Below are 17,826 nucleotides of genomic sequence, written 5' to 3'. Positions count from 1 at the left end.
CCCGCCGGGGTGCGCTCTCAGCACAGGACAGGGCACCCGCGGCCGCCTCTCAGCGGCGGCGCGCGCCCAGCACGCAGAACTCGTTGCCCTCCGGATCCCTGAGCACGACCCAGCTCTGCTCGCCCTGACCGATGTCCGCGGGCCGCGCCCCCAGGGCCAGCAGCCGGGACACCTCGGCATCCTGGTCGTCGGGGCGGAAATCGAGGTGGAGCCGGTTCTTGACCGTCCTGCCCTCCGGTACCGGCACGAAGATCAGCCCCGGCAGGCGGTCCTTCTCCGGCCGGATCTCGTACTCGTCGGGATCCTCGTTCACCACCACCCAGCCGAGCGCCTCGGCCCACCAGCGGCCCAGCGCCCCCGGATCGGCCGCGTCCACGACAACCTGCTCCCAGTCCAAGGTCATGCCGGCAGCGTAGTGAAGACTGGGGGCGACGCACATGAACACGACACAGGGGAGGCACCCGCATGACGCGCCCGATCACGGCAGGGGTCGACGGAACCGAGGAGAGCCGGGCCGCGCTGGCCTGGGCGGCCCGGGAGGCGGCCCGCCGGAAGCTCGCGCTGCGGGTGGTGCACGCCTGGCGGTACCAGCCGCACGAGGTCATCGAGGCGGCGAACCCCGACGTCCAGGCCGGATGGGCGCGGGAGGCGGTGGGCGAGGCCGCCCGGACCGTCACCGAGCGGCACCCGGAGCTGGAGGTGTCCACCGACGTGGTGCAGGGCCCCGAGGCGGAGGCGCTGGTCGCCGCGGCGGCCGACGCCGAGATGCTGGTGCTCGGCTCACGCGGGCACGGCCGGGTCGTCGGTTTCCTGGTCGGTTCGGTCGGCCAGCAGGTGATCGTGGAGGCGGCGCGGCCGGTCGTCCTGGTACGCGCCGGGGACGAGCCCGCGGCCGAGGCGGCGGGCCGCGAGATCGTCGTCGGCCAGCAGGGCGATCCGCAGGACAGCGCCGACGCCCTGCGGTTCGCGTTCGAGACGGCGGCGGCGCGCGGGGCCACGGTGCGCGCGGTACGGGCCTGGACCCTGCCGCCGCTCTTCGCCTACAGCCCCGGTTCGCTCAAGCTCCTCGACGAGGCCGGCGGTCTGGAGCCGTACGAGAAGAAGGCCCTGGCCGCCGCGCTGGAGCCGTGGCGGGACCGGTTCCCGGAGGTGCCGGTCGTCGAGCACGTGGAGATGGGCAGCGCCGGGCAGGTCCTGCTGTCGGTGGCCGGGCAGGCCCAGCTGATGGTCGTCGGACGCCGTGCCCGCCGTACGGCGGTGGGCGCCCGGATCGGATCGGTGGCCCACGGTGTGCTGCACCACGCGGGCTGCCCGGTGGCGGTGGTGCCGCCGCCGGCCTGAGCCGGCCGGACCTCGTCGGCCGGCCCGGGCCGGTCCGCGGTCAGTCGGCGGAGGGGGTGGGCTGGAGCGTCTCCCGCGCCTTGGGGAGGATGTTCTCGATGTAGTCCTCCACCGCCGTGTCCAGCCCTATGTCGTGCTGCGCGCGCTCGGACAGGTACCAGCGGTGTTCCAGCAGCTCGTGGTAGATCTCGGCCGGGTCCATCGCGCCGCGCAGGTCGAGCGGCACGGCCCGCACGGTCGGGCGGAACACGTCCCGCACCCAGCGGTGGGCGAGTACCTCCGGGCGCGCGGCGAGCGGGTCGCCCGGGGCGTAGTCGTGCTGGGTGGCCATCCAGCTCTCCAGATCGTTGAGCAGCCGGCGGGCCTGGTTCTCCTCGGCGTCCAGGCCGGTCAGCCGCAGCAGCTGGCGCTGGTGGTGACCGGCGTCCACGACCTTGGGCACGAAGGTGACCGTGTCGCCGTTGGAGGAGTGCTCGATCTGCATCTCGGCCACGTCGAAACCCAGCTCGTTGAGGCGGCGGATCCGGCGCTCGATGTAGTGGTACTTGCCCGCCGGGTACACGGACCTGCGTGTCAGCTCCTGCCACAGGCCCGCGTACCGGGCGCAGATCTCCCGGCCGAACTCGACCGGGTCCACGGAGGGGTGCAGCGCCCCGGACGCCTCCAGGTCCAGCAGCTCGCCGCTGATGTTGACCCGGGCCAGGTCCAGGTCGTAGTCGCGCTGTCCGGGGCTGAGCTGCGGATGCAGGTCACCGGTCTCCGCGTCCACCAGGTACGCGGCGTACGCGCCCGCGTCGCGCCGGAACAGCGTGTTGGACAGGGAGCAGTCGCCCCAGGCGAACCCGGCGAGGTGCAGCCGCACCAGCAGCACGGCCAGCGCGTCCATCAGCCGGTGCATGGTCGCGGGCCGCATCGTCGTCTCGAACATCGACCGGTACGGCATCGAGCCGCCCAGGTGGCGGGTGACCAGCACCGGCTCCAGGGGGGCGTCGTCGGCGTCGGTGCGTCCGGTGACCACGGCCAGCGGGTCGACGGCGGGGATGCCCAGCCGGTCCAGGTCGCGCAGCAGCTCGTACTCGCGCAGCGCCGGGCGTTCGGCGAGTTCCTTGACCGCGATCACCTCGTCCCCGGCGCGGGCGTAGCGCACGACGTGGCGGGAGATACCGCGCGGCAGTGGCACGAGGTACTCCTCGGGCCATTCCTCCAGGGGCAGGTGCCACGGCAGTTCGAGCAGGAGCGCGGGGTGCTCCGGATTGGTCGCGCTGATCTGCAGAGCCATGGGTCGCGTGTCCTTCTGTCGCGTCGTGCGTCGTGCCTCGCGGTGATCGTCACCTCACCTTAGAGCGCGCGCTCCCGGGCCCGAAGTGCCGCCTCACGGACCGGACCGCGGTGCGCGGGCCCGTGCCCGGGCAGCAGCAGATCGCCCTCCAGTGCTTCGAGGACGTCCAGCGACGCCACGGTCCGGGCGCGCTCGTGGTGGAACATGTCGGGCAGCAGCTGCGGCCCCTCGACCCGGGACGTGGGGTGGCCGCTCACCAGGGCGTCGCCCGAGATCACGATGCCCCGGTCCGGAAGGTGGAAGGCGGCGTGGCCGTCGGTGTGGCCCGGGGTGTGCACGGGGACGGGCCGGCCGGGCAGGTCGAGCGGGCCCGCCGTCGGGAACGGCTCGGGCGAGGCGACCGGGACGTGCGTGGTGCCGCCGGAACGGATCGCGTGCACGGCCCACGGCAGCACACCCGGCCGCCAGCCGTTCCGCAGGACCGTCCTGACGTCGACCTGGTGCAGGAACTCCCGGCGGGCGTGCGGCACTTCGGCCTCGTGCAGGTACACGGGCGTGCCGTGGGCCGCGCGCAGGTACTCGGCGGAGCCCAGATGGTCGTTGTGGGCGTGGGTGATCAGCACGGCCTGGACCGCCTCGGGTGAACTGCCCACCTCCGCCAGGGAGGCGAGGAGCTGCTCCCGGTCGCCGGGGTAGCCGGTGTCGACCAGCGTCACGGCGTCCCCCTCGGTGAGGATCACCCAGTTCGTGTTGCTGCCGTGCACCAGATGGGCGCCGTCGGCTACGTGCTGCACGTGTGCCCGCATGATCGTCCCCGCCCGGTGAGGTCCCTGCCCGACGGGCACAGCAAAGCAGATGATCACGGGGCCGTGATCGGCGGGTCCGGGATCGGACGCGCGCGCCTCTGTGGATGTCTAGCATCCCCCGGTTCACCTTCCGTCCGCGCGCTCCGTCCGCGCGGGCGCCGGACAGCCCCGGCTCGCTCCCGCCCGGCCGCCCGGCCCCCCGACCGACCGGCCCTCCGCCCGCGGCGGCCCGGTCCAGGCTGCCTCCGGCACCGTCCGCCGGAGGCAGCCCCGCGCGCGTCCGAAGCGGCCGCCCTCCGCCCCGGCGCACGCTGTCCTGGCGCCTCGGTGCGTGCCCTGGTCCTTGCGCGTCTGCGGGCGCCGTGGTCCTCGCGCGGCTGTGCGTGCCGTGGTCCTCGCGCGGCTGTGCGTGCCGTGGTCCTCGCGCGGCTGTGCGTGCCGTGGTCCTCGCGCGCCCGCGGACGTCGTGGGCCTCGTGCCTCAGTGCACGTCGTGCGGACGGAACTGGACGCTGATGCGGGGGCCCGCGGCGCGCGTGGTCTTCGGTATGGAGTGCTCCCAGGTCCGCTGGCAGGAGCCGCCCATCACGATCAGGTCGCCGTGCCCGAGCGGCCGGCGGATCGTGTCACCGCCGCGCGTCGGACGCAGCAGCAGGTCCCGGGGGGTGCCCACGGAGAGGATCGCGACCATCGTGTCCTCGTGCGCGCCCCGTCCGATCCGGTCGCCGTGCCAGGCGACGCTGTCCCGGCCGTCCCGGTAGTAGCACAGCCCCGCGGTGGTGAAGGGCTCGCCCAGCTCCTCGGCGTAGCGCGCGCAGAGCGCGTCCCGGGCCTCCGCCAGCAGCGGGTGCGGCAACGGGTCGCCCGCGCCGTAGAACGCCAGCAGTCGCGGGACGTCGACGACCTGGTCGTACATCTTCCGGCGCTCCGCGCGCCACGGCACATCGGCGGCCAGCTGTTCGAACAGCACGTCGGACCCGCTGAGCCATCCCGGCAGCACGTCGATCCAGGCGCCGAGGCCGAGGTCGGTCCGGCGGATCCCGTCGAGGGGACCGAGCCGGAGCTGATCGGTCTGGTCGAACAGGGAGCCCTGGAGGTGGTGCCTGGTCATGAGTCCAGCGTACTCCTCATTCGAAAATCTGTTCCATTCGGGATCGCCGGTCTTCCCGCCACCCGGACTGCGAGGTCGTCCGGCCTCCTCCACTGGTCTTTCGGTCTCCCGGGCCTTTCGATGCACTGCCGTATCGGATACATTCGCGTATCCGACGACGGGGGACCGGACATGGCGGTGAAGCAGACGGGCGGGCGCGTCACCAGGCGCCGGGTGCGCACGCGGGCCAACCTCCTGGACGCGGCCTTCGCGGTCTTCGCCGCCAAGGGGTTCGGGCGCGTCTCCATCGAGGAGGTCTGTGAGGCGGCCGGCTACAGCCGGGGCGCCTTCTACTCGAACTTCGACAGCCTGGACGAGCTGTTCTTCGCCCTCTACCGGCAGCGGGCCGACCTGATCGCCGAACAGGTGGCGCGGGCGCTCGCCCTCGACGGGCCCGAACTGGACGTTCCGGCGTCCGTGGACCGGGTCACCGAGGTGCTGCTCCTGGACGTGGACTGGCTGCTGGTGAAGACCGACTTCCTGGTCCACGCCGCACGGGACCCGGCGATCGCCCGGACCCTGCTGGAACACCGGGAGCGCCTGCGGCAGGCGGTCGCCGACCGGCTCGCCCGCGCCACCGGGTCCACCGCACTGCCCGTCGTACTCGGTGGCGTGGACGGCGCCGCCCACGCGGTCGTCGCCGCGTACGACGGAGTCACCACCCAACTGCTGCTGGACAAGGACGTCGAGCGCGCCCGCGGCTGGCTGGGCCAGCTGCTCACCGCGCTGCTGACCGACGGCCGCGGCAGGCCCCCCGAGACCCGTACGAGACCCCAATGAGAAAGGCAGCGGTCGCCATGGATGCGGACGTCATCGTCGTCGGAGCCGGACTCGCGGGACTGGTCGCGGCACACGAACTCACCAGCCGGGGCCGCAGGGTCGCGCTGGTCGACCAGGAGAACGCCGCCAACCTCGGCGGGCAGGCGTTCTGGTCCTTCGGCGGCCTGTTCCTCGTCAACTCCCCGGAGCAGCGGCGCCTCGGCATCAAGGACTCCTTCGACCTCGCCTGGAGCGACTGGCAGGGCAGCGCGCAGTTCGACCGGGTCGACGACGAGGACTCCTGGGCCGTGCGCTGGGCGCGCGCCTACGTCGAGTTCGCGGCGGGCGAGAAGCGGTCCTGGCTGCAAGGGCACGGCATCACGTTCCTGCCCACCGTCGGCTGGGCCGAGCGCGGGGACCTGACCGCCCACGGCCACGGCAACTCCGTACCCCGTTTCCACATCGCCTGGGGCACCGGCACCGGGGTGGTCGAGCCGTTCGTCGGCTATGCCCGCCAGGCCGCCCGCGACGGGCTGCTCACCTTCCACCACCGCCACCAGGTGGACGAGCTGGTCGTCGAGGAGGGCGCGGCGCGCGGGGTGCGCGGCACCGTCCTCGCCGAGGACCACGCGCCCCGCGGTGTCGCCTCCAGCCGTGAGCGCGTCGGCGACTTCGAACTCACCGCCCGGGCCGTGGTCGTCACCACCGGCGGCATCGGCGCCAACCACGAGATCGTCCGCCGCTACTGGCCCGAGCGCCTGGGCACCCCGCCCGCCGAGATGGTCACCGGCGTCCCCGCCCACGTCGACGGCCGGATGCTCGACATCAGCGCCGCCGCCGGGGTGCGCCTGGTCAACCGGGACCGCATGTGGCACTACACCGAGGGCCTGCGGAACTGGGACCCGGTCTGGCCCGGCCACGGCATCCGCATCCTGCCCGGCCCGTCCTCGATGTGGTTCGACGCCCTCGGCCGCCGCCTGCCCGAGCCGTGCCTGCCCGGTTACGACACCCTCGGCACCCTCACCCACCTGCGCACCACCGAGGACCTCGCCGAGCACGACCACTCCTGGTTCATCCTCACGCGGAAGATCATCGAGAAGGAGTTCGCGCTGTCGGGCTCCGAGCAGAACCCCGACATCACCGCCAAGGACCGTGCGGGGTTCCTCAAGGAACGGGTGCTCGGCAAGGGCGCGCCCGGCCCGGTCGACGCGTTCCTGCGCAAGGGCGCGGACTTCGTGACCGCCCCGAACCTGGAGCAGCTCGTCGAGAAGATGAACGGGCTGACCGGCAAGGCGCTCCTGGACGCGGACCTGATCCGGCGCCAGATCGAGGCACGGGACCTCCAGATCGCCCACGCCTACAGCAAGGACGCCCAGGTGCAGGGCATCCGCAACGCCCGCCGCTACATCGGCGACCGCCTCAGCCGGGTCGCCACCCCGCACCGCATCCTCGACCCGGCCGCCGGGCCGCTGATCGGCGTGAAGCTGCACACCCTGACCCGCAAGACCCTCGGCGGCATCCAGACCGACCTCGACTCCCGCGCCCTGGGCACCGACGGCAAGCCCCTCGACGGTCTGTACGCGGCCGGCGAGGTGGCCGGCTTCGGCGGCGGAGGCCTGCACGGCTACAACGCGCTGGAGGGCACGTTCCTCGGCGGCTGCCTCTTCTCGGGGCGGGCCGCCGGGCGGGCGGCCGCCCAGCAGACGGCCTGACCGGCGCGGGCCCGCCTCCTCACGCCGTCAGGAGGCGGGCCAGCACGGCGGCGTGACCGCGCTCGGGCACCTTGGCGGCGGTCAGCAGCGTGATCGTGCCCTCGCCCGCCAGCTCCCGCAGATGACCGAGGAGTTCGGATGCCTCGGGAGCGGCCAGCTCCGCCTCGTACCGCCGGCGGAACTCCTCGTGGGACCCCTCACCCGCGTGGTACCAGCGGCGCAGCCCGGCCGACGGGGTGAGGGCCTTGGGCCACTCGTCGACGCGCGCCGCGTCCTTCGACAGGCCGCGCGGCCACAGCCGGTCGACCAGGACACGGACGCCGTCGTCCGGCTCGGGCGGCTCGTAGACGCGACGGACGCGCACGCTCATGGGCGGACCTCTCTCGGACACGGCGGTTCCGGGAGCGTAGCGCCGCGTTCCGGGCGATGTCGGGCGACGCCACGGGACGTGACCCGACCAGGGCCGATGCGGCCGCAAGTGGCCCCTGGGGTGAGGCCATCGCCCGCCCCCGAACGCAGGAGCCCCTTGCGGCGCCATGACCCCGCACGCCCTGCGCACGGCCGTCGGCGACCGGACGTTCTTCCGGATCCTGCGGACCTGGGCGTCCGGGCACCGCGACGGACACGGGACCACCGCACCGTTCGTGCGCCTCGCGGAACACCAGTCGGGCCAGGACCTGGACGCCCTGTTCCGCGCCTGCTGTACACGGCGGGCAAGCCGAGCCGCCCGTAGCCGAACAGGTATATGAACCCTGACCAGTTCCTCACACCTGTCGGTCAAGGTCGAACCATGATCAGACGCACACCCCCCGCCGCGCTGCTGGCCGCGTCCCTGCTGCTCACCGGATGCGGTGGCGGCGCGGCGGCCACCCCGGACCACCGCCCCGAGCCCGCCTCGGAGAACACGACCGCGACCCGCTCCGTCCCCTCGCCGTCCCGCGAGGTCTCCGTCGCGGCCGCCCCGCGCCGGCTGCCCGGCCTCGGGCCGAAGACCCTCGCCAAGGTGCCCGCCCAGACCCGTCAGGCCGTCGTCGTGACCGGGCGCGGCAAGGACTCCTCGACCTCCACCGTCGTCCTGTACGAGCGCACCGCGACCGGCTGGCAGGCCGGCGAGAGCTGGCCCGCGCACAACGCGCTCAAGGGCTGGACCGACCACCACCGGCTCGGTGACCTGCGCTCACCCATCGGCGTCTACACGCTCACCGACGCCGGCGGCCTGCTGCGCGACCCCGGGACCCGGCTGCCGTACGACCGGTCGACGGCGTTCAGCCTGTCCGGCACCGGCTTCGAGGGCGAGCCGCTCGCCGGGTCCTTCGACTACGTCATCGCCATCGACTACAACCGGAAGCCCGGCACCTCACCCCTGGACTGGACCCGCCCCCTCGGCGCGGACCGCGGCGGCGGCATCTGGCTGCACGTCGACCACGACGGCCCCACCCAAGGCTGCGTCAGCATCGCCGAACAGCACATGAAGGCGCTGCTGCTGACCCTGGACCCCGACCGTCACCCCGTCGTCGTCATGGGCGACGCCGCCTCCCTGGCCCGCTGAGGCCTTCCGACCGTCTACCGCTTAGGATCCGCCGGATGTGCGCACATGTGCTGGTCGCCGAGGACGACGAGATGCAGGCCGAACTCATCCGCCGCTCCCTGCTGGCGGAGGGCCACACCGCGACCGTGGTCCACGACGGCCGGGCCGCCCTCGACGCGGCCCACCGGCTCAGGCCGGACCTCGTCGTCCTGGACCTGATGCTGCCGGTGATCGACGGCTTCGGCGTGTGCCGGGTGCTGCGCCGGGACGACGACATCCCCGTCCTGATGCTCACCGCCCGCACCGCCGAGGACGACGTCCTGCTCGGCCTGGAACTCGGCGCCGACGACTACATGACCAAGCCGTACAGCCCGCGCGAGCTGATGGCCCGCATCCGTACCGTGCTGCGGCGCAGCGGGCGCGCGCCCGACCGGCGCGAGGACCTCGCCGTACGGGCCGGGGGTGTCACGGTCGACCCGGTGCGGCACGAGGTGCGCTGCGACGGAACGCCCGTGGAGTGCACACCGGCCGAGTTCGAGATCCTGCTGGCGATGGCCGGTGAGCCGGAACGGGTGTTCTCCCGGCGGCAGTTGCTGGAGGTCACCCGGGGCACCGACCGGGCCTCCACCGAACGGGCCGTCGACGTCCACGTGATGAACCTGCGCCGCAAGATAGAGGAGGACCCGCGCCGGCCGACCCGGCTGCTGACCGTCTTCGGGGTCGGCTACAAGCTCAGCGGCGGGCGCGGATGAGCGGCTGGATACCCCTGCACAAGCGCCTGCTCGTCCGGCTGCTCATCACCTCCGGCCTCATCGCCGTGTGCTCCGTCGCGGCGACCGCCTGGCTGGCGGTGGAGACCACCACCCGCGCCCTTCGGGAGGAGCAGGGCCAGGTCCTCGCCGACGACATGGACGTCCTCGCCCGGCTCAGCGGCCACGCCGCGACCCACCCCGACTGGAAGGGCGTCCAGCGGACCGTACGGGACCTGTCCGCGAGGACGGGCCGGCGCATCGCGCTGACCGGGGCGGACCGCACGGTCATCGCCGACTCCGCGCCGCCCGGCACCGCCCTGCCGCTGACCGCCGCGGCCACCGTCGACCCCCTGCGCACCGACACCTTCACCGAGCGCGGCGCCCAGCTCGGCGGCACGGACCCCCGGGTGGTGGGCCCCTACCGGATCACCGCGGCGGAACGCGCCAAGCTCGACGTCCTGGCCCGGGCACGCCAGGACTGCTTCGAACGCCACGGCATCGAACTGCGCCTCACCCGGGCCCCGAGCGGCCGCCCGGTCCTCACCGAGGCGGACGCCACCGCCGGCTCCGGCTATGTGCCCGACGAGTGCGCCGACGGCCTGCTGAACACGCCGGTTCCCACGGAGCAGAAGGCGCTGAGCGTCCTGCAGGCACGCGCCCGCGGCTGTCTGACCCGGGCGGGCCTGGACCCCGGCACGCCGCTGTCGATCGGAGTGGACCTCACCGACTCCGCCGCCCGGCAGCCGAGTGCCGCGCCCGGGTTCGCCAAGCAGGCGGGCAAGGCCATGCGCACGGCCCAGGCCTGCGTCGACGACGCCCGCCGCGCCCAGCTCGACCCGTACGTCGCCCCCGCCGCCCAGCTGTTCCTCGGCGGCGACGGGGACACCCCCGCCGTGCGGTTCGACATGTCCCCGGGCAACAAGACCAAGATCGTCGGGGCCGCCGGGCTGGTCCTCGCCGTCACCGTCGCCGTGACCGCGCTGGTCGCCACCCGGCTCGTGCGGCCCCTGCGCGCGCTCACCGAGGCGGCCCAGCAGCCGCCGGAGCTGCATGTGCGCGTTCCCGTCACCACCCGGGACGAGACCGGCATCCTGGCCGCCGCCTTCAACGAACTCACCGAACGCCGTGAGCGCCTGGAGGCCCAGCGCAAGGCGATGGTCAGCGACATCGCCCACGAGCTGCGCACCCCGCTCACCAACATCCGCGGCTGGCTGGAGGTCACCCGCGACGGACTCGTCGACCCCGACCCCGCCCTGCTCGGCGCCCTGCACGACGAGGCCCTCGTCCTCCAGCGCGTCATCGAAGACCTGCGCGACCTCGCCGACGCCGACGCCGGCACCCTGCGGCTGCACCGCGAGCCGGTCGCCTGCGACGACCTCCTCGACCAGGTCGCCGCCGCCCACCGCGTGGCCGCCGACGCGGCCGGCGTCCGGCTGCGCACCACCGTGGACGGCAGGCCCTGGCTGGACGCCGACCCGGTCCGGCTGCGGCAGGCACTGGGCAACCTGGTCTCCAACGCGCTGCGCCACACGCCCGCCGACGGCACCGTCACCCTGTCCGCGCGCCGCGCCGGCGACACCGTCCTGCTGGAGGTCGGGGACACCGGCACCGGCATCGCGGCCGACGACCTGCCGCGCGTCTTCGAACGGTTCTGGCGCGCGGAGAAGTCCCGCAGCCGCCGCACCGGAGGCAGCGGCCTGGGCCTGCCGATCGTCCGCCACCTGGTCGCCGCGCACGGCGGCACCGTCGACGTGACCAGCGAACCCGGCGCCGGCAGCGTCTTCACCCTGCGGCTGCCCGGCGCCCCGGCACGCCAGGGGCCCGTCTGACCATCGCCGTCTTCGCCCGGAGGGCGGCCTCGCGGCCTCAGGCGCATGGTCTCGGCGTGCCGGGCGCAGAGGTTTCCCGCTGGCCGTGTTCGGGCCTGTGCCCGGTACGGCGAGCGTCCGTGCAGGGCGTCGCGCGCAGGCGGGACGGGCCGGGCGGGCCCCAGCGGTCCGTCCGATTCCGTTCCCGCCGGACGGGTACCCCGTCTGCGCGCGCCGCCATCAGGGAGGTCATCACATGGGCGTATCCGACGACCTGCCGGTCGTCCACACACTCGCCGAGCTCACCGGGCTGCTCGAACAGCACCAGGGCCTGTATGTCCGCTGGTCGCGGGGTCCGGGCACCGACCTCGCCGACGTGTCCAGCACCGACGACCTGACCGGTGTCCCCATGCCGGGGCTGTCGGCCAACCCGCTCGACGTCGAGGAGTGGTGGCAGGGCCGGCCCGTGGACGTGTGGGTGGCCCGGCGCTTGTACGACTACTCCCATCTGCCGCACGAGAAGGGGCCCAGGGTCCGTCCCTGGGTCCTCACGGGCCGGGAGACGGGCCGCGGGCCCGACAACGAGCCGCTGGTGGTGGACATCCGGCCGCTGTGCTGGATCGACACCCGCACGATCGACGAGGCGCGGGAGGCGGTGGAGCGGCAGGAGAAGTCATGGGGTCCGCTGCGCCGCAGCGGCCGCTGACAGGATGACGCGGCGGGGCCCGGTGCCGTTCGGCACCGGGCCCCGCCGCGTCATCCTGTCAGCCGGAGCGCCTCCGTGCCGCCGCGCGCCGCTTCAGCGCACGGCGTTCGTCCTCGCTCGTGCCACCCCACACACCGATGGTCTGCCCGGTGTCCAACGCCCACTCCAGGCACTGCCCCTGCACCGGGCAGCGCCGGCAGACGGATTTCGCCTGCTCCTGCTGCACCAGCGCGGGGCCGGTGGTGCCGATCGGGAAGAAGAGATCGGGGTCCTCGTGGCGGCACGCGGCGTGTTCGCGCCAGTTCTCCATGAAATGTCACCTGCGATCCAGTCGAACGTGCCCTCGGGGATGCCTTGCTCATCTCCGGGTCACCTGTCGACGTGTGGCTGAAACAGCCGAGCCCCGTGGGACATCGTGAAGATATGGCGGGGGTCACTGCTCCCGCAGGCCCCACGGGGAGCCGTAGCCGGTCAGCAGATCGAGGAACGGGCGGGCCGGGAACGCCTCCGGGCCGAGCACGCCCACGCCCCGCCAGACGCCGGTGGCCAGCAGTTCGAGGGCCACGACGGGGTTGACGGCGGTCTGCCACACCACCGCCTGACAGCCGTACTCGGCCATGGACCACTGGTTGTCGACCACGTGGTACAGGTACACCTTGCGCGGCGCCCCGTCCTTCACGCCCCGCACCCAGGTGCCCGCGCAGGTCTTGCCGTGCATCCGGTCGCCCAGCGTCGCCGGGTCGGGCAGGCAGGCGGCGACCACGTCCCGGGGTGAGACGGCGACCGGCCCGGAGGCGCTCGGCACGGTCACCGGATCGGTGCGGTCCAGACCCAGCAGGCGCAGCGTCCTGAGCGTCTCGACGAACTCGCGTCCCAGGCCGTACTTGAACGTGACCCGGCGCGCGTCGATCCAGCGCGGCATCAGCAGCACCTCCTCGTGCTCCACGTGCACGCACTCGACCGGGCCGATGCCCTCGGGGAAGTCGAACACCTCGGGCTCGCTGAACGGCTCGGTGGTGAACCAGCCGCGGCCGGCCTCCCAGACGACCGGCGGGTTCAGGCATTCCTCGATGGTGGTCCAGATGCTGAACGAGGGCGCGAAGTCGTAGCCGTCGACGGTGAGGTTCGCGCCGTCGCGCACACCGATCTCCTCGATCTCGTCGAACAGCTCGTCGGCCGCGTACCGGGCGAAGACGTCCGACAGGCCCGGTTCCACCCCCATGCCGACGAGCGCCAGCGCGTCCGCCCGCGCCCAGTCGTCGGCCTGCGCGAACTGCTCGTCGCCGAGCTTGACCCCGCACTGCGCGTACGGGCGCTCGGGGTGCGGCCGGGACAGCGACATCGCCATGTCGAGGTAGGTCGCGCCGGCGTTGCGGGCCGCCCGGAACAGGGGCATCACGAACCGCGGGTCGGTGGCGTTGAGGAGGACGTCGCAACGGTGGCGCTCCAGCAGTGCCGCCACCGCCTCCTCGTCGCCGGCGTCCACCCGCTCGGCGAGGAACCGTGCTCCCCGGTCGCCGAGGGCCGCGACGGCCGCCTCTGCCCGCGCCGGGACGAAGTCGGCGACCACCATCGCCTCGAAGAACGGCCGCCGGGCCGCGATCCGGGTGATGGCGGTGCCCACACCACCGGCGCCCACGAGCAGTACACGCATGACAGGAACTCCCTCGGTCGACGGTCTTGACGGATGTGACAGGTCTGACGGACTTCGCGGTCGAGGACGTGGGCCCGGTCCCGGTGGAGATACAAGGCCGTCGGCCCGTCTAAGGTCAATGGCGTTGGCATAAGAGCCCCACGGCTCCACGACGAGCGGAGGTCACCGTGCCGAAACCCGTGGTCCCCGAGGACAGGCGCCGTCGGCGCCGGCCCACCAGGAGCGGCACCGTCCTGTCGGAGCGGCTGATCGTCGACACCGCGCTGCGCGTGCTGCGCGAGCACGGCAGCGCGGGCCTCACCGCCCGCCGTCTCGGCCTCGCCCTGGACGCCGACCCGTCCACCCTCTACCGGTACTTCCGCGGCATGGACGACCTGACGCTCGCCATCGGCGACGCGCTCATCGGGCGGGCCCTCGACGGCTGGGCGCCGACGGGAAAGTGGCGCTCGGACCTGCGGGCCGTCGGGCTGCGCGTCCACGCCGCGTACGTCGCACACCCGCAGGCCGCCCTGCTGACCACCAGCCGGGTCACCGGCCGGGCGAACGAGCTGGCCGCCGACGAGGCGGTCCTGGACATCCTCAGAACCGCGGGCTTCCCGCTCCCGGACACCGTGCGCGTCTACCACGCCTTCATCGACCAGACCCTGGCCTTCGCCGCCCTGGACGCCGCCTCGCTGACCCTGCCCAGCGCCTCCCAGCACGCCGACGAGGACATCTGGCGCTCGACGTACGCCCGCCTGTCCCGCGCCACCCATCCCCGCATCGCCGAGGCGGCCCCCCACCTGGCCACCCGCATGGTGACCAGTGCCTATCCCACCGCCCTGGAGATGCTCCTGGAGAGCGCGGAGGCACGGCTCAGAGCGCTGAAGGACCAGCCGGCTCCGCCCGGCTCACCGGACGGACCGCGGGAAGGCGCCCGCGAGAAGGCCGCGACAACGGCCGGCGCGGGATCGTCCGCGCCCCGTACTCGAAACAGGGCAGGAGCCGCGCCGGGTCACGACGGCGGTGACTGAGCCGGGCGGCCGAGTGCCCGCTCCAGGTCGTCGAGCTGGCGCTGGTGCCGGCGCAGCGAGAGGGGCGTCAGCAGGCCGGTCAGAGCGAGGGCCAGCATGAGGGCGGCGAGACCGTACGAGCCGTCGACGGCTCGGGCGGCCGCGGACAGCAGCCAGACACCGGAGCGTCCCCCGCAGGCCCATCGTGGACACCCGGACGCACGGTGTCGGCGCACGCCGCACCCCGTGGGGGGGCGCGCCGGGGCGCCAGGGCGCTAGCCCCGCAGCGTCTCCGTCGCGGTGGCCACCACCGCCCGGGCCACGGCGGCCAGCGCCGGTGCGTCGAGCTTCCACTGCTGCCAGTACAGCGGTACGTCGACCGGGTGGTCCGGCGCCAGGGCGACGAGGCGGCCCGTGCGCAGCAGCGGCTCCGCCTGGACCTCCGGCACCAGGCCCCAGCCCAGGCCGGCGGCGACGGCCTGCACGAACCCCTCCGAGGTGGGCACGAGGTGGCGCACGGGGCTCGCTCCGCCCCGGCCGCCGCTCAACCCGCGCACGAAAGCGTCCTGGAGGTCGTCGTCGCGGTCGAAGGTCAGCACCGGCGCGACCGTGAGCGCCTGAGGCAGCGGTCCGCCGAGATGTCTCCCGGCGAACTCCGCGCTCGCCGCCGCCACATAGCGCAGCCGGCCCAGCGCCCGCACGGAGCAGCCCGCCACGGGATCGGCCGACGAGGTCACCGCGGCCATCACCCGGCCCTCCCGCAACAGCTCCGCCGTCCGGGTCTCGTCCTCGCGACGCAGCTCGAAGCAGAGGGGCGGGTCCGCCGGAACGCGCGTGAGGGCGCCGAGGAACCACGTCGACAGGGAGTCCGCGTTCACCGCGACCGACACCCGGGTCGGCTCCCCGGGGCCGCTCATGCCCAGCTCGGCGCGCGCGTCCCGTTCCAGCCGGGCCAGCTGCCGGGCGAACCGGACGACGACCTCGCCCGACTCGGTCGCCCGCACCGGCTTGGTGCGCACCAGCAGCACCCGCCCGGTGCGCTGCTCCAGTGCCTTCACCCGCTGGCTGACCGCCGAGGGCGTCACGTGCAGCGCCGCCGCCGCCGCGTCGAACGTGCCCTCGTCCACCACCGCGAGCAGCGTCCGCACCTGGTCGAGAGGGAGCTCCGTCATCATCACGACAGCTAATGATACGTAAGAATCTTTAGCTGTACGTCCACTGATCGTTTCCCTAGCGTGGACGTCATGACCGCCTCCCTCTCCGCCGCGGCCGCCGGGTTCGGCACCGGCCTCTCGCTCATCGTCGCCATCGGTGCCCAGAACGCCTTCGTCCTGCGCCAGGGAGTCCGCCGTCACGCGGTCCTCGCCGTCGTCGCGATCTGCGCCCTGTCCGACGCCTTCCTCATCGCCCTCGGGGTGGGCGGCGTCGGCGCCGTGGTGGTGGCGTGGCCGGGGGCACTGACCGCCATCGGCTGGATCGGCGGCGCGTTCCTCCTCGGCTACGGCGCCCTCGCCGCGCACCGGGTGGTCCGGCCGGGCGGCGCCCTGCGCGCCGACGGGGAGGCGGAGGGCTCGGTCCGGCGGGCGGTGCTCACCTGTCTGGCGATGACCTGGCTCAACCCGCACGTCTACCTGGACACGGTCTTCCTGCTCGGTTCCGTCGCCGCCGACCGCGGCGCGCAGCGCTGGACGTTCGGGCTCGGCGCCGTGTGCGCCAGCCTGTGCTGGTTCGCCGCGCTCGGTTTCGGCGCCCGGCTGCTGGGCCGCCTCCTGGCCCGGCCGGCCGCCTGGCGGGTCCTGGACGGTCTGATCGCCGTCACCATGATCGGCCTCGGCGCCGCGCTGATCGCCGGAGCCTGAGCAACGGCCCGACGCGACGTTCCCTCGGCCGCCACCCGCGCGCACGGCTTCACCGCCTGGCCAGGGCCCGGCACCCGCCCGCGGCCCCGAACCCTCGCACGCGCCTGCGGACCTCTCGGCCCCTGCTGCGATAGTGATCCCCGGCCCGAAAGATGTAGCGAGCAACCAGGAAGCCCGTGGACACCAGCGAGAGCAGCACGGAACCAGAGAAGGCCGGCGCGGACAAGGTGACGCCGCCCCGGCGCGGATGGCGCCGCTGGGCCATGGACACCCGCCCCCTGCGCATCCCGGCCTACCGTCGGCTCTGGTCCTCGACCATCGTGACGGCCGTCGGCAGCCAGCTCACCGCCGTCGCCGTCCCCAAGCAGATCTACGACATCACCGGCTCCTCGGCCTGGGTGGGCGCCGCCAGTCTCGCCGGCCTGCTGCCGCTGGTCGTGTTCGCGCTGTGGGGCGGCGCGGTCGCCGACACCATGGACCGCCGCAAGCTGCTCCTGGTCACCAACAGCGGCATCGCCGTCACCTCGGTGCTGTTCTGGCTCCAGGCCGCCACCGGGCTCGGCTCGGTGGCCGTCCTCATGGTGCTGCTCGCCGTGCAGCAGGCGTTCTGGGGCCTCAACGCCCCTGCCCGCAACGCCTCCATCGCCCGTCTGGTCCCCGAGGAGCAGCTGCCCGCCGCCAGCGCCCTCGGCTCCACCGTCATGCAGACCGGCCAGGTCGTCGGACCGCTGCTCGCCGGTGTCCTGATCCCCGTCATCGGCCTGCCGGAGCTGTACCTCATCGACGCGCTGGCACTGTGCCTCACGCTGTGGGCGGTCTACCGGCTGCCCTCGCTGCCGCCCCTGGCGTCGGCGGTGGCGCGGCGGGCGGGCGTGCGGGAGATCGTCGCCGGATTCCGCTACATCGCCGCGCACAAGGTGCTGCTGCTATCCTTCCTCGCCGACATCATCGCGATGGTCCTCGGCATGCCCCGCGCCCTGTTCCCGCAGCTCGCCTCCCAGACCTACGCCGCCTACGACGAGGGGCTCGCGCTGGGTCTGCTGTTCGCGGCGATCCCCATCGGCGCGGTGCTCGGCGGGCTCCTGTCCGGCACCTTCTCCCGGGTCCGCCGGCACGGCTGGATGGTCATCGGCGCGGTGGTCGTCTGGGGGGCGGCCGTCGCCGGGTTCGGACTGACCGACAGCCTGTGGCTCGCCGTGGCGTTCCTCGCCGTGGCGGGCATCGCCGACATGGTCTCCATGGTGTTCCGCGGGGCGATCCTGCTGTCCGCCGCGACCGACGAGATGCGGGGCCGGATGCAGGGCGTGTTCATCGTCGTCGTCGCGGGCGGACCGCGTCTGGCGGACGTCCTGCACGGTACGGCGGGCTCGGCGTTCGGCGCGCGTACGGCGGTGGCGGGCGGCGGCCTGCTGGTGGTCGCCGTCATGCTGGGCCTGGCCTTCGCGGTACCGGCGCTGCGCCGCTACCGGGTCTGAGTCCGG

19 protein-coding genes and 1 pseudogene are annotated in these 17,826 nt (G+C 73.7%); 11 read left to right on the top strand and 9 right to left on the bottom strand.

Features of this window, described 5'->3' with window-relative positions; all coding sequences use genetic code 11:
• Window positions 1-49 precede the first annotated feature (49 nt).
• Entirely contained in the window at window positions 50-403 is a 354-nt protein-coding gene (locus QQS16_RS04695) for a VOC family protein (protein ID WP_286060339.1), read from the bottom strand.
• Window positions 404-465: 62 nt separating this feature from the next.
• Between QQS16_RS04695 and QQS16_RS04690 the strand changes: the two genes are divergently transcribed.
• A complete protein-coding gene (locus QQS16_RS04690) occupies window positions 466-1,341 on the top strand; it encodes a universal stress protein (RefSeq protein ID WP_286060338.1) in 876 nt (291 codons plus the stop codon).
• Window positions 1,342-1,381: 40 nt separating this feature from the next.
• Here the strand turns inward: QQS16_RS04690 and QQS16_RS04685 are convergent, their stop codons facing one another.
• The 3 genes from QQS16_RS04685 to QQS16_RS04675 all read right to left on the bottom strand — a co-directional run bounded on the left by QQS16_RS04685 (window position 1,382) and on the right by QQS16_RS04675 (window position 4,536).
• Window positions 1,382-2,620, bottom strand: a complete 1,239-nt coding sequence (locus QQS16_RS04685; RefSeq protein WP_286060337.1) for a DUF4032 domain-containing protein — start codon at window positions 2,618-2,620, stop codon at window positions 1,382-1,384.
• A 59-nt stretch (window positions 2,621-2,679) separates the two neighbouring features.
• A complete protein-coding gene (locus tag QQS16_RS04680) occupies window positions 2,680-3,426 on the bottom strand; it encodes an MBL fold metallo-hydrolase (RefSeq protein WP_286060336.1) in 747 nt (248 codons plus the stop codon).
• A 480-nt stretch (window positions 3,427-3,906) separates the two neighbouring features.
• Window positions 3,907-4,536: an alpha-ketoglutarate-dependent dioxygenase AlkB gene (locus QQS16_RS04675; protein WP_286060335.1), complete on the bottom strand. Its 630-nt coding sequence runs from the start codon at window positions 4,534-4,536 to the stop codon at window positions 3,907-3,909.
• A 171-nt stretch (window positions 4,537-4,707) separates the two neighbouring features.
• Between QQS16_RS04675 and QQS16_RS04670 the strand changes: the two genes are divergently transcribed.
• Both QQS16_RS04670 and QQS16_RS04665 read left to right on the top strand, forming a co-directional pair.
• Window positions 4,708-5,355 carry a TetR/AcrR family transcriptional regulator gene (locus QQS16_RS04670; RefSeq protein ID WP_286060334.1) on the top strand — a complete coding sequence of 216 codons (648 nt, stop codon included), beginning with the start codon at window positions 4,708-4,710 and terminating at the stop codon, window positions 5,353-5,355.
• A 17-nt stretch (window positions 5,356-5,372) separates the two neighbouring features.
• Complete coding sequence (locus QQS16_RS04665; RefSeq protein ID WP_286066224.1) at window positions 5,373-7,046, top strand: FAD-binding dehydrogenase; 1,674 nt, start codon at window positions 5,373-5,375, stop codon at window positions 7,044-7,046.
• Window positions 7,047-7,065: 19 nt separating this feature from the next.
• Here the strand turns inward: QQS16_RS04665 and QQS16_RS04660 are convergent, their stop codons facing one another.
• Window positions 7,066-7,416, bottom strand: coding sequence for a DUF488 domain-containing protein (locus tag QQS16_RS04660; protein ID WP_286060333.1), 351 nt, complete (start codon window positions 7,414-7,416; stop codon window positions 7,066-7,068).
• A 166-nt stretch (window positions 7,417-7,582) separates the two neighbouring features.
• Here QQS16_RS04660 and QQS16_RS04655 point away from each other — a divergent pair, with 166 nt between their 5' ends.
• The 5 genes from QQS16_RS04655 to QQS16_RS04635 all read left to right on the top strand — a co-directional run bounded on the left by QQS16_RS04655 (window position 7,583) and on the right by QQS16_RS04635 (window position 11,840).
• Window positions 7,583-7,795: a hypothetical protein gene (locus QQS16_RS04655; RefSeq protein ID WP_502963760.1), complete on the top strand. Its 213-nt coding sequence runs from the start codon at window positions 7,583-7,585 to the stop codon at window positions 7,793-7,795.
• Between the two features lie 41 nt (window positions 7,796-7,836).
• Window positions 7,837-8,595, top strand: coding sequence for a hypothetical protein (locus QQS16_RS04650; RefSeq protein WP_286060332.1), 759 nt, complete (start codon window positions 7,837-7,839; stop codon window positions 8,593-8,595).
• 35 nt (window positions 8,596-8,630) lie between these two features.
• Window positions 8,631-9,326 (top strand): response regulator, encoded by a 696-nt coding sequence (locus tag QQS16_RS04645; RefSeq protein WP_286060331.1) that lies wholly within the window; start codon window positions 8,631-8,633, stop codon window positions 9,324-9,326.
• Window positions 9,323-11,155, top strand: a complete 1,833-nt coding sequence (locus QQS16_RS04640) for a sensor histidine kinase (protein WP_286060330.1) — start codon at window positions 9,323-9,325, stop codon at window positions 11,153-11,155. The genes QQS16_RS04645 and QQS16_RS04640 overlap by 4 nt, the downstream gene beginning before the upstream one ends.
• 235 nt (window positions 11,156-11,390) lie before the next feature.
• Window positions 11,391-11,840, top strand: coding sequence for a DUF6098 family protein (locus tag QQS16_RS04635; protein WP_286060329.1), 450 nt, complete (start codon window positions 11,391-11,393; stop codon window positions 11,838-11,840).
• Window positions 11,841-11,898: 58 nt separating this feature from the next.
• Here the strand turns inward: QQS16_RS04635 and QQS16_RS04630 are convergent, their stop codons facing one another.
• Complete coding sequence (locus QQS16_RS04630; RefSeq protein ID WP_286060328.1) at window positions 11,899-12,150, bottom strand: WhiB family transcriptional regulator; 252 nt, start codon at window positions 12,148-12,150, stop codon at window positions 11,899-11,901.
• A 123-nt stretch (window positions 12,151-12,273) separates the two neighbouring features.
• Window positions 12,274-13,494, bottom strand: coding sequence for a saccharopine dehydrogenase C-terminal domain-containing protein (locus QQS16_RS04625; protein ID WP_286060327.1), 1,221 nt, complete (start codon window positions 13,492-13,494; stop codon window positions 12,274-12,276).
• Window positions 13,495-13,661: 167 nt separating this feature from the next.
• Here QQS16_RS04625 and QQS16_RS04620 point away from each other — a divergent pair.
• Window positions 13,662-14,363, top strand: a pseudogene (locus QQS16_RS04620) (TetR/AcrR family transcriptional regulator); the annotation flags it as partial.
• 125 nt (window positions 14,364-14,488) lie between these two features.
• Here QQS16_RS04620 and QQS16_RS04615 read toward each other — a convergent pair.
• Entirely contained in the window at window positions 14,489-14,722 is a 234-nt protein-coding gene (locus QQS16_RS04615) for a hypothetical protein (RefSeq protein ID WP_286060326.1), read from the bottom strand.
• Window positions 14,723-14,761: 39 nt separating this feature from the next.
• Window positions 14,762-15,661, bottom strand: coding sequence for a LysR family transcriptional regulator ArgP (locus tag QQS16_RS04610; RefSeq protein WP_286066223.1), 900 nt, complete (start codon window positions 15,659-15,661; stop codon window positions 14,762-14,764).
• Between the two features lie 69 nt (window positions 15,662-15,730).
• Here QQS16_RS04610 and QQS16_RS04605 point away from each other — a divergent pair, with 69 nt between their 5' ends.
• Together QQS16_RS04605 and QQS16_RS04600 are read left to right on the top strand one after the other, a co-directional pair.
• Complete coding sequence (locus QQS16_RS04605; RefSeq protein ID WP_286060325.1) at window positions 15,731-16,345, top strand: LysE/ArgO family amino acid transporter; 615 nt, start codon at window positions 15,731-15,733, stop codon at window positions 16,343-16,345.
• A 176-nt stretch (window positions 16,346-16,521) separates the two neighbouring features.
• Window positions 16,522-17,820, top strand: coding sequence for an MFS transporter (locus tag QQS16_RS04600; protein ID WP_286060324.1), 1,299 nt, complete (start codon window positions 16,522-16,524; stop codon window positions 17,818-17,820).
• Window positions 17,821-17,826 lie beyond the last annotated feature (6 nt).

This window comes from Streptomyces sp. ALI-76-A (assembly GCF_030287445.1).
Lineage (GTDB): Bacteria > Actinomycetota > Actinomycetes > Streptomycetales > Streptomycetaceae > Streptomyces.
This window is presented reverse-complemented; position numbering and strand designations above follow the sequence as displayed.